Annotated in this window: 13 protein-coding genes; 7 read left to right on the forward strand and 6 right to left on the reverse strand. The window is 71.2% G+C overall.

The features are described from left to right. Nucleotides 1-43: 43 nt before the first annotated feature. Complete coding sequence (locus tag ABD844_RS39795; protein ID WP_344890248.1) at nucleotides 44-679, reverse strand: hypothetical protein; 636 nt, start codon at nucleotides 677-679, stop codon at nucleotides 44-46. 215 nt (nucleotides 680-894) lie between these two features. Between ABD844_RS39795 and ABD844_RS39800 the strand changes: the two genes are divergently transcribed. After that, a complete protein-coding gene (locus tag ABD844_RS39800; RefSeq protein ID WP_344890251.1) occupies nucleotides 895-1,059 on the forward strand; it encodes a VOC family protein in 165 nt (54 codons plus the stop codon). Between the two features lie 99 nt (nucleotides 1,060-1,158). On the opposite strand, the gene ABD844_RS39805 is transcribed toward ABD844_RS39800, so the two are convergent. Next, the gene (locus ABD844_RS39805) at nucleotides 1,159-1,755 is read right to left on the reverse strand and encodes a TIGR03086 family metal-binding protein (RefSeq protein WP_344890254.1); all 597 of its coding nucleotides are present in this window, start codon (nucleotides 1,753-1,755) and stop codon (nucleotides 1,159-1,161) included. Nucleotides 1,756-1,965: 210 nt separating this feature from the next. Between ABD844_RS39805 and ABD844_RS39810 the strand changes: the two genes are divergently transcribed. Genes ABD844_RS39810 through ABD844_RS39825 form a run of 4 tightly spaced genes read left to right on the forward strand, consistent with a single transcriptional unit; the run spans nucleotide 1,966 to nucleotide 4,389 of the window. Continuing rightward, nucleotides 1,966-2,391, forward strand: coding sequence for a nuclear transport factor 2 family protein (locus ABD844_RS39810; RefSeq protein WP_344890257.1), 426 nt, complete (start codon nucleotides 1,966-1,968; stop codon nucleotides 2,389-2,391). Then, nucleotides 2,388-2,693 (forward strand): hypothetical protein, encoded by a 306-nt coding sequence (locus tag ABD844_RS39815; protein WP_344890260.1) that lies wholly within the window; start codon nucleotides 2,388-2,390, stop codon nucleotides 2,691-2,693. The genes ABD844_RS39810 and ABD844_RS39815 overlap by 4 nt, the downstream gene beginning before the upstream one ends. Beyond that, nucleotides 2,690-3,568 (forward strand): alpha/beta hydrolase, encoded by an 879-nt coding sequence (locus ABD844_RS39820; protein WP_344890263.1) that lies wholly within the window; start codon nucleotides 2,690-2,692, stop codon nucleotides 3,566-3,568. The genes ABD844_RS39815 and ABD844_RS39820 overlap by 4 nt, the downstream gene beginning before the upstream one ends. After that, nucleotides 3,565-4,389, forward strand: coding sequence for an NAD(P)H-binding protein (locus ABD844_RS39825; protein ID WP_344890266.1), 825 nt, complete (start codon nucleotides 3,565-3,567; stop codon nucleotides 4,387-4,389). Before ABD844_RS39820 ends, ABD844_RS39825 begins: the two co-directional genes overlap by 4 nt. Nucleotides 4,390-4,515: 126 nt before the next feature. On the opposite strand, the gene ABD844_RS39830 is transcribed toward ABD844_RS39825, so the two are convergent. Next, nucleotides 4,516-5,040, reverse strand: coding sequence for a hypothetical protein (locus ABD844_RS39830; RefSeq protein WP_344890269.1), 525 nt, complete (start codon nucleotides 5,038-5,040; stop codon nucleotides 4,516-4,518). A gap of 238 nt (nucleotides 5,041-5,278) precedes the next feature. Here ABD844_RS39830 and ABD844_RS39835 point away from each other — a divergent pair, with 238 nt between their 5' ends. Beyond that, nucleotides 5,279-8,434, forward strand: a complete 3,156-nt coding sequence (locus ABD844_RS39835) for a S8 family serine peptidase (protein WP_344890272.1) — start codon at nucleotides 5,279-5,281, stop codon at nucleotides 8,432-8,434. Nucleotides 8,435-8,477: 43 nt separating this feature from the next. Here the strand turns inward: ABD844_RS39835 and ABD844_RS39840 are convergent, their stop codons facing one another. The 3 genes from ABD844_RS39840 to ABD844_RS39850 all read right to left on the reverse strand — a co-directional run bounded on the left by ABD844_RS39840 (nucleotide 8,478) and on the right by ABD844_RS39850 (nucleotide 12,595). Further along, on the reverse strand, nucleotides 8,478-9,485 hold the full coding sequence (locus ABD844_RS39840; RefSeq protein ID WP_344890275.1) for a CPBP family intramembrane glutamic endopeptidase: 1,008 nt from the start codon (nucleotides 9,483-9,485) through the stop codon (nucleotides 8,478-8,480). Nucleotides 9,486-9,707: 222 nt separating this feature from the next. Next, nucleotides 9,708-10,877 carry a TetR family transcriptional regulator gene (locus ABD844_RS39845; protein ID WP_344890278.1) on the reverse strand — a complete coding sequence of 390 codons (1,170 nt, stop codon included), beginning with the start codon at nucleotides 10,875-10,877 and terminating at the stop codon, nucleotides 9,708-9,710. A gap of 203 nt (nucleotides 10,878-11,080) precedes the next feature. Further along, entirely contained in the window at nucleotides 11,081-12,595 is a 1,515-nt protein-coding gene (locus tag ABD844_RS39850; RefSeq protein ID WP_344890281.1) for a helicase HerA-like domain-containing protein, read from the reverse strand. 173 nt (nucleotides 12,596-12,768) lie between these two features. On the opposite strand from ABD844_RS39850, the gene ABD844_RS39855 reads away from it, so the two are divergent. Then, a complete protein-coding gene (locus ABD844_RS39855) occupies nucleotides 12,769-12,903 on the forward strand; it encodes a hypothetical protein (protein WP_344890284.1) in 135 nt (44 codons plus the stop codon). Nucleotides 12,904-12,943 lie beyond the last annotated feature (40 nt).

The following is a 12,943-nucleotide window of genomic DNA, read 5'->3' on the forward strand; positions in this document are numbered from 1 at the left end:
GCGCGAGCCGTTCATGAACCTGTACGGAGTGTCCGTACACCGCTCAGCCGGACCCGACCCGAGGGAGCGGGACCAGCGCCACGACCGTCACGAAGAAGAGGGCGACAGGAACGACGACCACGAACACCGTGGTCAGGGCCGCTCTGAGCCACCTCGCCCGGCGAGCCATCCAGAACCCGGCGCCGGCGGCGACCAGGAACATGACGAAGACCAGCGCCATGGCGGCGAAGACGCTGACGTGGTGGTGCAGGCTCGGGTCGATGATCCAGTCTTCCGCCGGATCCCCCGTCCCGGGGAAACCCGAGCGCTCGTACAGGAGAGGTGTCGCCAGCCACGACGACACCGCCAGTTCGGTCGCCCCCAGCCCCGCACCGGCGAGCAGCGCCGTGGCGAGATCGGCTCGGCGCGCCCTGCGCACGCTCCACCGCGCGACCAGCAGGCCGGCGAGCAGCGCGCACACATGTCCGACGGCGCTACCGGAGGTGTAGCCGAGAACGGCCCCGCGACGCCACTCCGCGACATATTGCCCCGTCCATTGCGGGTCGGTCACGGTGGACTCCCCCAGAGAGATGTTGGGGGCGACCAGTACGGCGGCCGCGATGGCGGTCACCACCATTAAAGTCCCGTAGCTGGCGATACGGCGGCGCTTGGCCTGCCTGATCGCGGAATTGGGTGGCATGTCGCCATCATGCATGATTACTGGGATCCCATGAGGCCAGATCACACGAAGCCACAGCAGACAAGGACCTCAATATCGTGATTAGTGAGATCTGGCGATTCCTCAGAGATGTGCACATACCTGGAATTAGGCTCATGAATCAGCAATAGAAGCCAGATAACGGCCACGGGCCTGCCAGCGGGTTTGGCAGGATGTTCGATATGGAGATTGCGGGTGTGACGATCGAGCTCCCGGTAAGCGATCTGGCGCGTGCGATGGAGTGGTACGGGCAGGTTTTCGACCTGGGCGGCCCGGATCTTGAGCCGGCTGAGGGCGCGGTGGACTACTTCGAGTTCGGCGATCCGGACGGCAATCGGCTCAGCGTCTCCTCGGAGCTGTAGCGAACCGGTCACTTCGGCAATCGGCCACCGTCGCCCTGCCCGCCTGCGTGTCAGCCCTGAACTCCGGCTTCTCCTACTCGGCTGACGGGCGGCGCCGCCTCACGCCGATTCCGGCGTCCACGCGGGGTCGCGTCCGGCGAGGCCGAGCGCGCGGTCGAACGCCGGGGCGCTCTCGGGCACCTCGACCACCGGCCCGAAGAGCCCTTCCCTCCCTGCGGCCTGCTCCGGACGCGCCGCCGCGGTGGTGAACGCGAGGACGGCCTCCGTGTCGGCCGGGCTGCACGCGAACGACTGGCCGGTCGCGCGGGCCAGGTCCCAGCCGTGCAGGACGAGTTCGTCCAGCGCCACCACGGCCATCTGCTCGGCCGGCAACCTCACGCCGCCGGCCTCGGTCGTCCCCTCCCAGGCGGCCGGGTCGCGCCAGGCCGCCACCAGGTCGTCGAGCCGCCGCGGGAGCAGCGCGCGCCAGTGCGGGTCGAGCCGCGCGGTCCCGATCCCCGGCCGCGGGCCGTCCCCGTCCGGTACGGACTTCCTGGCCGCCCAGGTGAACGCCAGTGTCAGACCCATCACATGGTCGAGCAACCCGGCGACCGAGGTGCCGGCGCACGGCGTCGGGTCGTCCATCCGGTCCTCGGTCACGCCGTCCAGCAGGCGTACCACTTCACGGGCGGCGGACTCCAGATCGATCGCGGGCATGACGGTTCCTCTCCTCAGGACGTTTCTCGTGTCTCCACCGTGTCGACTCCCCGGGATCGAAGAAGTCATCGGTCCCCGCCCGAGCCGTGATCGGCGCGGGCACGTTGCATGATGCGGGGGCGGCTGCGCGGGGGCGTTGCATGATGCTGCAACCGGGTCTGCAACTCCTCCACCTGCCTGGCACCGTTGCGGGCCGCCATGCTGTGGCGCATGGATCGTTTGGACGTCATCGACACCTGCACGCGCCTGGCCTGGCACGCCGACCAGCGCGAATGGGACCGTCTCGGCTCGGTGTTCGCCGACGAGGTGACCCTCGACTACACCAGCCTCAACGGCGGCGAGCCCGCCACCCTCACCCCGGCGCAGATCGTGGCCGCCTGGCAGAGCGTGCTCGGCGGCTTCGCGGCCACCCAGCACCTGCTGGGCAACCATCTGGTCGCCATCGACGGCGACACCGCGGTGTGCACCGCGTCCTTCCAGGCCACGCACCGCAAGGCCGAGCCGTACGGCGGCTCGTTGTGGACGCTGGGCGGCACCTACCGCTTCGACCTCGTACGCACCGGCGACGGCTGGCGGATCACCGGCGTGGTGATGACCGCGACCTGGGGCGACGGCAACCGGGGACTCATGCCGTGAGAACGCGGACGATCATCGGCGCGGCGGCCGCCAGGAACGCCGGCGCGGTCGCCGACGCCTTCGCACCCGATGGCCTGGTCGTCGACGTCGGCAGGGAGATCCGCGGCCGGGACGCGATCCGCCGCTGGGCGGAGAACGAGGTCATCGGCGGCGTCTACACGCTGATCGAGCACACCCCGCGGGCGGGCGGCACCACGATGCTGGTCCGCTTCCAGCCCGGCGGCGTGGGCGGTTTCCGCGCCAACTACAGCTTCGACGTCACCGACGGTTTGATCACCAAGGCAACTCTGGAGTACGCATGAACAAGGTCACCTTCGACAGCGACGGCGTGACCCTCACCGGCGACCTGTACCTGCCCGAGGGGCGGGAGCGGGCCCCGGGTGTGGTGGTGGCGGGCACCTGGACCAGCGTCAAGGAGCTGATGGCCGACCGCTACGCCAGGCGCCTGGCCCAGCGCGGCTACGCGGCCCTGTCGTTCGACTTCACCGGGTTCGGCGAGTCCGGGGGCGCGCCGCGGGACGTGGAGTCGCCGGTGCGGAAGGTGCGCGACATCCACAACGCGCTGACCTTCCTGGCCGATCATCCCGCGGTCGACGGCGACCGGCTGGGCGCGCTGGGCATCTGCGCGGCGGCGATGTACATGGCCGACAACACCGCCCACGACCCCCGCGTCAAGTCGCTGGCCCTGGTCGCCCCGTGGCTGCACGACCCCGCCATCTGCGAGGACGCCTACGGCGGCGCCGAGGCGGTCGCCGAGAAGATCAAGATCGGGCGGGAGGCTCGGTCGCGCTACGATGAGACGGGCGAGATCGACTACGTGCCGGTCGTCTCCGGCAGCGACCCGCGCGCGGCCATGCCGTACGACATCGACTTCTACCTCAACCCGGCCCGCGGCGGCATCCCCGCCTGGCCCAACAGGTACGCCGTCATGGCCTGGCCCGACTGGCTCACCTACGACTCCATCGCCCTGGCTCCGCAGATCACCCAGCCCACCCTGATCGTGCACAGCGAGGACGCCGCCATCCCGGACGGCGCCCGCCGCTTCCACGCCGGGCTCGCCGGCCCCAACGACATCTACTGGACGCAGGGCACCCAGTTCGACTTCTACGACACCGAGCCCCAGGTCACCATCGCCGTCGACACCGCGGCAGCGCACTTCGGCAGGACGCTGCGATGATCCTCGTCACCGGAGCCACCGGCAACGCCGGCGGCGAGGTCGTCCAGGCGCTCGTCCGCGCAGGGGAGAAGGCGCGCGCGCTGGTGCGCCGGCCCGCCGACCTGCCGGTGGAGCAGGTCGTCGGCGACCTCGACCGGCCGGAGTCGCTCGACGCCGCCCTCCACGGCGTACGCGGGGTGTTCCTGCTGCCCGGCTACCGGGACATGCCGGGGCTGCTCGCCCGGATGCGGCAGGCCGGGGTGGAACGGGTGGTGCTGCTGTCCAGCCTGGCCACGGTCGCCACCGACACCCGCAACGCGGTCTCGGAGTACATGATCGACTCGGAGACGGCCGTCCGCGAGTCCGGGCTGGCCTGGACGTTCCTGCGGCCCAACGCGCTCATGTCCAACGCGTTGCGCTGGCTGCCGCAACTGCGCGCGGGCGACGTCGTGCGCGACGCCTTCGGTGACGTGCCGATCGCCTCCGTCGATCCGTACGACATCGCGGCCGTGGCCGTACGCGCCCTGCTGGATCCCGGCCACGAGGGACGCGTGCACCCGCTGAGCGGCCCCGAACGGCTGCTGCCCGCGCAGCGGCTGGCCGTGCTGGCCGAGGTGCTCGGGCGTGACCTGCGCTTCCACGCGCTCTCCGACGAGGAGGCCCGGGCCGACATGGCCGGCCAGCACATGCCGGAGAAGTACATCCACGCGTTCCTCAGCTTCTACGGCGCGGGAACCCTCGACGAGTCCCAGATCTATCCGACCGTGGAGGAGGTGACCGGGACCCCGCCGCGGACCTTCCACCAGTGGGCCGTCGCCCACCGCGCCGCCTTCTCCCGGTGACGGCCCTGAGGTAGCACGACCGCCGTCCGAGGATTCGTGGGCGTCCGGTTCCGTCGGGGGCGGGACCGGACGGAACAACGCGGCGGGGCACGCGGTCCCGGCGACGGACGCCAGTAACGGACGACGCTAGTAACGGACGCAGTCCTGCTTGGCCAGGACCAGGCTCATCCCGTCGACCTTGTTCTTGGACGACACGTAGAAGAGGTAGAACGCCTTCTTGTTGCCCGGCACGGTGGCGGCGGGGTAGCCACCCGGGCCGCGCCGCAGGTTGGGGTAGGCGGCCTTCAGTTGGGCGTTGGTGGACCCGAGGCTGATGCCCTGAGGCGTCTTGAGTCCGGGAGGTGCGACGATCATGGCCACACCGTGCTTCTTGGAGATGTACATCCCCACCCGGTACTCGTCGTACGGGTTCTCCTTGAGGTCCCACCCCGTGCACCGGGCGGAGTCGCCGTCAGGTTTGTGGACGATTCTCCCGGTCGCCTTGGCTTTCGTGGCGGTCATGCCGAGCTTCAGGTTCCCGTAGCCGTACGGCCCGAGCGTCGCCTTCCCCTCGGCGAGCGCGGCGGGTGCGAGGGCGACCGGCACGGCACCTCCCACCAGCGCCAGCACAAGCGCCGAGCCGCCGGCTCGTAACGCGGTCGTCTGCTTCATGGTGCTCTCTCCTTGATCTTGACCGGATCACTTTAGAGGGAGTTCGGATGGCGTGTGGGGGGTTGCCGCCGATCGGCGGGCGGACCTGACGTGTGTTCACCGCGGCGGGGCGGGAGAGTTGACCATGCTCCGTTAAACGTATTATGGTGCCAGGCGTGCCCGTTCAGGCTGTGTCGTCGGCCGGGCGTCACAGCCCGCAGCCGGGCCTCGGTGTCGAAAGCGTACACGGGGAGAACGCATGAGATTACGCAATGGTGTCCTCGCCGCCGCGATGGCGGTCTCAATGGGCGCGGGCGCCCTCACCGGCGCCGCGCCGGCCGCCGGGGCGGCGGTCGAGGCCGATGCGCCCGCTTCGGGGACGGTGACCCTGCTGACCGGTGACCGGGTCACCCTCACCGGCGGCGGCTACCACGTCGAGCCGGGCACCCGGCGCGAGGTGTCGTTCAACGTGTCCAGGCGTGACGGGGATCTGCACGTCGTGCCGTCCGACGCCCTGCCGCTGCTGGCGCAGGGGCTGCTCGACGAGCGGCTGTTCAACGTCACCCAGCTCCTGAAGTGGAGCTACGGGGACGCGCGACAGCCCGCGATCCCGCTGATCGTCCAGTCCGCCTCAGGGGAGGCGGCCACGCTCAGCGGCGCGCAGCAGGTCAGGCCACTGGCCGGGCTGGGCCTGGCCACCATGACGGTCCCGAAGGCCGACGCCGCGGCGACCTGGAAGAACGTGGTCGGCGGCGCCAAGACCCTCGCGTCGGGCAAGTCGAAGATCTGGCTCGACGGGAAACGCTCGTTCACCCTCGACCAGAGCGTCCGGCAGATCGGCGCACCGCAGGCGTGGGAGCAGGGCCTCACCGGCGCGGGCGTCACCGTGGCGGTGCTCGACTCGGGCTACGACGCCGACCACCCCGACCTCCAGGGCGTGGTCACCCAGGCACAAAACTTCTCCGACGAACCGGATACGACCGACAATCGTGGCCACGGCACCCACGTGGCCGCCACCATCGCGGGAGCCGACGAGCGGTACCGAGGCGTGGCGCCCGGCGCCAAGCTGGCCGTCGGCAAGCTCGGCACCCAGGGATTCACCGAATCCGCGCTGCTGGCGGGCATGCAGTGGGCGGCGGCCGAGGTCAAGGCGAAGATCATCAATATGAGCCTGGGCGGACCCGACACCCCTGGCGTCGACCCGGTCGAACAGGCCGTCAACACGCTGTCGGAGCAGACCGGCGCCCTGTTCGTCGTCGCGGCGGGCAACAACGGGAAGGCGGGCATCACCAGTCCGGGCACCGCCGACGCGGCGCTGACGGTCGGCGCGGTCGACAAGACCGACAAGATGGCCGACTTCTCCAGCCGGGGCCCGCGGGCCTACGACTACGCGATCAAGCCGGACGTGACCGCACCCGGAGTGGACATCACGGCGGCGGCCGCCAAGGGCACGGCCGACGGCCCGCACGTCGCTTACTCCGGCACTTCCATGGCGGCACCGCACGTGGCCGGGGCGGCGGCGATCCTCGCCCAGCAGCACCCGGACTGGACCGGCCGGCAGCTCAAGGCCGCCCTCACCGGCAGCGCCGCCCCCCAGCCCGACGCCACGGTCTTCGACCAGGGCGCCGGACGCGTCGACCTCGTTCGCGCCGTGGCCCAGCAGGTCGTGGCCGACCCGGCCAACCTCCACGCCGCCTTCCCGTACGGCGGACCGGCCGAAAGCGAGGTGACCCGCGAGGTCACCTACACCAACTCCGGGGACGCCCCGGTCGCCCTCGACCTCACCGTCGAAGGCGAGGTGCTGCGCCTCTCCACCCAGCGCGTCGAGATCCCCGCCAAGGGCAGCACCACGGTCACCGTCACGATCGACGCCGACGGCAGGGCACCCGGCGACCACCCCGGCGTCATCACCGCCAAGGCCGGCGACCAGACCGTCCGCACCGTCGCCACCGCCTACGTCGAGCCCGAGTCGTACGACGTGCCCATCAAGGTCGTCGGCAGAAGCGGCGCTCCCACCGGAGCTCTCGGCTATGTTTACAACGCCTCGGGCGACGAGCGCATGGCGTTCGTCGAGGGAGGTTCGGGCGGCGTCCGGCTCCCGGCAGGCGAGTGGTACCTGCACCTGACCGTCTACGAGTCGCCCTACTTGACCACCGCCCACCAGCCGGTGAAGGTCGCCCAGGGCGTGGAGGTGAACGTCGACGCCCGGCTCGGCAACCAGGTCAAGGTCTCGGTCGACGAGCCCACGGCGGCCCCCGCGAACGAGTTCGAGCTCATCCTGTCCCACGGCTCGTGGATCGGCGGCTGGCTCGCCTTCGGGCGGACGCCGGACAAGTTCTACCTCATCCCGACGAAGCAACCAGGGCTGACCCTGCAGACCAGGTCCCTCTGGCACAAGCGGGACGCGACACCGAGCCCCTACCGCTACGACCTCGTCGACCGGCGGACCGGGGGGATCCCCGAGGACCCCACCTACGCGGCCAGAACCAAGGACCTTGCCAAGGTGACCACCACCTACAAGGGCTCCGGTACGGCCACGACCGGCAATCAGTACCTGGCCTACCGGCTGCCGGGCGACTGGTGGTCGCTGGGCACCCTGACGGAGGACCTCCCGATGCCGGGCACGCTGATCCAGTACCGGACGCCCGGATTCACCTGGCGGACCACCGTCGAGTCCGGCAGCACCGGCCTGGAGGACACGGGCAGGCGCATCGACCCCGGTCACACGCGCGAGACGTGGAACGCCGCGGTGAGCGGCCCGTCGTTCGCCACCACCGGCGGCCGGCGCGAGGGCGACGTGCTGACCTTCAACGCCACCAGGCTGTTCTCCGACGGGAGCAGGAACCGGATCGGCACGGACGCCGACGCTGCCGTCGCCATCACGCTCGCCAAGGGCGACCAGGTGCTCGCCAGGAAGGACTACACGGGGTGCGACCTGCTGGATCCGGACCGGTGCACGTTGGGGGCCACGCTCCCTGCCGAGGCGGCCACGTACACGCTGACCGCGACCGGCACCCGCGCCTCCGTCTTGTCCACCTCCGTCGAGGCGACCTGGAAGTTCCGCTCCGAGCGCACCGCCAAGGCGCAGGCGCTCCCCCTCACCGCGGTCCGCTTCGCCCCCGAAGGGCTCGACGACCTCAACCGCGCCAAGCCAGGATCCACCACCACGCTCCCGATCTGGACCGAACGCAACCCCGGCGCCGCCGACGCCACCGTGCGGGACCTCCGCCTGGAGACCTCCACCGATGACGGCGTCACCTGGACCGCCGTCCCCGTGAAGGCCAACCGCGCAGGCTGGACGGCACGCGTCGCCAACCCGAACGCCGCCGGGCACGTGTCGCTGCGCGCGACCGCCACCGACGGCAACGGCGACACCGTGACCCAGACCATCCGCCGCGCCTACGCGATCGGATAACCCCCTCCGCTGGTGGGACGGCACCCAGCCGTCCCACCAGCCGTCAGGGTGTCAGGCCAGGACCGGTCCTTCGCGTGCGCGCCCAGACGACGGCGGTGATCACCGCCATCAGGACGCAGGGAAGGAGCATCACGGCCGTCCCCGCGCCCGCCGAGCGGTCGGCGCCCGCGAGGGGGTCGGCGTGGGTGACGATCATCAGCAGGTACGCGAGCGTGTTGTTGGCCGCGTGGATGACGATCGCCGTCTCCAGGCCGCCCGTGCGCCACGTGATGAGGCCGAAGGTGACGCCGAGGGTGAGGTAGTAGCCGTTCAGCCACGGGTCGGTGGACAGGTGGATGGCCGCGAACAGCACGCTCGACACGGCCAGGCCGAGGACGAGCGCCGTACGCGGCCCGCGACCCCAGCTCGCGGCCACCCGGAACGCCAGGCCACGGTAGCCGTACTCCTCCCCCGCCGCCTGCAGGGGCGACAGCAGGAGCGTGATGACGAACACGGCGACCAGGTCGGCGAACCGCCACGATCCTTGCGTGTAGGGCGAGAGGAGGAAGAAGCCGGTCATGTAGAGCGCCCAGATCGGCACGAGCGTCAGCGCCGCCCGGCCGAACACGGCGGGCCGGAAGGCGGACCGCACGGAGTGCAGCGACGCACCCCTCACCCCGTACAGCCAGCGCTGGACGCACATGCTCCATGGGATCATCAACGCGATCGAGATGAGGTTCGCGGCGTGGTAGATCGGCGTGAACTCCGTACCGCCCGCGATCGGGTTGGTCCTGCCGAGCGCCTGGTCGATGGCGGAGCCGAGGGCGCTGAGGACACCGCCGATGCCGAACAGCCCGACGAGGAGCAGCACGAGCGCCAGGACGCCGCGTCCGACCCGGCGTTTCTCACCGGCCAGTACGCGATGGTAGGGAACACCCGGCGGGACCGGCCGCGGTCCACGGCGGCGCCGTGACGCGTCGTGGAGCATGGTCGGTGCGGGGGCGGTCGTTGCGGGGGCGGGGTGATGGGCGTGCGGGTCGAAGGCCGGGGAGTCGGGACCGTTGTGTCGCATGCGTCCACCCTCCTGCGGGACTCGGCGCGGCAGCAGTGCCGTCGGCCATGAGCTCCTGTGGGATCTGCCCGGCACGGGCATGACATTTGCCATGGCCCCAGTCCGGCCGGGCGAGGTCGATCGGCTCCGACTCGGCGTCGGGCTCGGGGAGCCCGGTCAGCGCGGCGATGGTCGAGTAGCCGATGCAGCGAAGGGAGTGCGGCACCAGCAGGTCGGCGCTGGTCAATTGGGGGAAGACGGGCTGGGGCGCGGTGCGGCCCCCTCGGGGGTGGTGCGGGACAGGCCCGTGGTCGCGGGGTGGGCGGTCGCGGCGGCGTGTGCGGCGCCTCGTCCGTTGGCTCGGGCGACCAGCGTGCCCTGCTGGACGCGTACCGCGTGTTCGGTGGCGTCGTCGGCGTCCGGCACGCCGACGGCCGACGCCAGCAGGCCGTGGTCGTCGAGGACGAGACGCAGGCGCGGCCAGGCGTCCGGTGCGAACACGCGCCGCAGGCACTGGGTGAAGTCGCCGATCCTCAGCCGTACGAGACGGCCGAGCTCGGCCGGGTCGGTCGTCGCCACGGCCACGGTGATGCGGTCGCCCTCCCGCGCGGCGCGGACGGCCTCCTCGGCGGCGTCGAGACGGTTGACGCCGAGCACCGCGATCACACCGTCCTCGTCGAACCCGACCGGGCGACCGGTGACCAGGTCCCGCAGCTCCGGCGGCGGGTCCCACCGGTCCTGGCAGGCGCGGGCCGGACGGACGTAGGGCAGGTGCGGCGGGTCCCAGGTGTCGGCGAGGGCGAGCCCGTACAGATGCGCGCAGCCCTGCGCGACGTCGAAGGGGTCGCCGAAGCCGAGCGCCGGATCCACCGAGGCGCCGGGACCGTCCAGCAGTCTCAGTGCCAGCGCGGCCCGCCGCACCTGCCGCGCGGGCGGCGCACCGGCGGGCGCGTACGACTCCAGCGCGAGCGCCAGCAGCAGCGCCTCCAGCCGGTTCACCTGACCGAACACGGTGCGGATCGCGTCGTCGTCGAGCACCCCGGCCAGCGAGCGGACGTGCACCTGACCGGCCGCGGGTGTGTCTCCGGTCAGAGGCAGCCGTTCGAGCCAGGTACGGGCGAACGCCCCCAGCGCCTCGGCGGCCGAGGACGGGGCGGGCGGTGGCGATGAGCAGAACGACGGCGGGGCGTCGCCGGTCACGCCGCCCTCGACCAGGTCGACCAGCACCGCCAGGTAGAGGGCCCGCTTGCTCGGGAAGTTGGAGTAGACCGCGCCACGGGTCAGCTCGGCCCGCTCGGCGATCACGTCGACCTTCGCCGCGGCGTATCCGCGCTCGGCGAACTCCTCCCTCGCCGCGGCCAGCACGGCCGCGCGCGTGCGCTCCTGCTGCTGAGCCCTGGTCAGCCGGACCATCCGCGCCCCTCCCTGCCCGCACCCCGGTAAACCTGCCTTGACCCAAGAGAGAATACAGAGGCATCCCGATGGCAGGAACATCTCAACTCACCGCACGCCTGCGCTCAGACGCAACGGGCCGGGTTCGGTTCGCCGCGCTCAGGGCCGGACGCCGGGCGTCCAGCGCGTGCCGTACCAGCGACGCCGACGAGACTCGACCGCTGCTACGGCCGCCTGCGGCGGGCGGTGCCGAAGATGGACCTGGTGATCTCCCGGCCCAGGGCGGACGCCGCCGACCTGGCCATGGAGCGGAACTCCTTCGACTCCAGCACGCTCTCCAGCATCGACGGCCTCGGCTCCGGTTCCCGCTCCCTGGGCCTGTCCGGCTCGCGCGGGGCTTCGGAGGTCTCGGCGGGCTGCTGGGCGGACAGCTTCTCGGACAGGATCTCGTAGGCCGACTCGCGGTCGACCGCCGTGCCGTACTTCTGCCGCAGCGGAGAGGCGGCGATGACGCCCTCGACCACGTCCGGGGCGGACGGCGCCATGAGCGTCTCGGGAGCGCGCAGGCGGGTCCAGGCCACCGGGGTCGGCGCGCCCGTCTCCGACAGGACCGTGACGACGGCCTCGCCGATGCCCAGCTCGGTGAGCAGCCGTTCCAGGTCGTAGGAGGACGCGGGGAAGGTCGACACGGTGGCCTTGAGCGCCTTGGCGTCCTGGGGGGTGAAGGCGCGCAGGGCGTGCTGCACGCGCGCGCCGAGCTGGGCCAGCACGTCCGCCGGTACGTCCTTCGGCGTCTGGGTGACGAAGAACACGCCCACGCCCTTCGACCGGATCAGCCGTACGGTCTGGGTGATCGACTGCAGGAACGCCTTGGACGCGCCGTCGAACAGCAGATGCGCCTCGTCGAAGAAGAACACGAGCTTCGGCTTGTCGGGATCGCCCACCTCGGGCAGCGCCTGGAAGAGGTCGGCGAGCAGCCACATCAGGAAGGTGGAGAAGAGCTGCGGCCGGTCCTGCACGGCGGGAAGTTCGAGGGTGGAGACCATCCCGCGGCCGTCCTCCGTCACCCGGAGCAGGTCGCGCACGTCGAACTCCGGCTCGCCGAAGAACGCCTCCGCCCCCTGCGCCTCGAAGTTGGTCAGCGTGCGGAGGATGACCCCCGCCGTCGCCGCCGACAGCCCGCCGATCCCGCTCAGCGCCTCGGGGGTGGCGGTCAGGTACCGGATGACCGCGATCAGGTCCTTGAGGTCCAGCAGGGGCAGTCCGTTCTTGTCGGCGAAGTAGAAGATCAGTCCGAGCGAGGACTCCTGCGTCTCGTTGAGCCCGAGGACCTTGGCGAGCAGGGTCGGGCCGAAGGCGGTCATGGTGGCGCGGATCGGGATGCCCGACCCCAGACCGCCCAGCGAGAGGAACTCCACGGGGCAGGCGAGGGGCTGCCAGGTCTGTCCCACCTCGGCGGCGCGCTGGGAGACGCGTTGGGCGGGTGTGCCAGGTGAGGCCAGGCCCGACAGGTCGCCCTTGACGTCCGCGAGGAAGACCGGAACGCCCTGCGCGGCGAGCTGCTCCGCCATGAGCTGGAGGGTCTTGGTCTTTCCCGTCCCGGTGGCTCCGGCCACGAGGCCGTGGCGGTTGAGCATGCCCAACGGGATCCGGATGCGCTCTGCGGGGTCGGCGGTGCCGTCCTCGGACACCAGGGCCCCGAGCTCCAGCGCCGGTCCTTCGAAGTCGTACCCCTTCATCGCTCTCCCCCGCTTGCCGGTGCCTCGCCTACGGCAGGAACGCCTTTCTCCCGCTTGAGGTACTACCTGCCCAAGGAGGGGCCCCGAACAGCTCGGACACCGGCAGCGCAGTGAAGATCTCCGCCAAGTCTTGTCAAAGTGCGGCCCCTGCCCGGCTCGCCCGGGTAGGGGCGGTGACTGTGCGAATCGGGAACTGGGACGTCAGGCCGTTGGGCGGCGGGATGGGCTGCCTGGCGATGATCGCCGCGTCGATACTGCTGTCCATCGTGCTCACGGTCGTCATCAATCTCCTGCTCCAGACGCGCTGACCCGCGCCACCACGCAGGCCGCCCGCACGCCGCCACCCTC

The sequence above is a fragment of the Nonomuraea antimicrobica genome, assembly GCF_039536965.1.
Lineage (GTDB): Bacteria > Actinomycetota > Actinomycetes > Streptosporangiales > Streptosporangiaceae > Nonomuraea > Nonomuraea antimicrobica.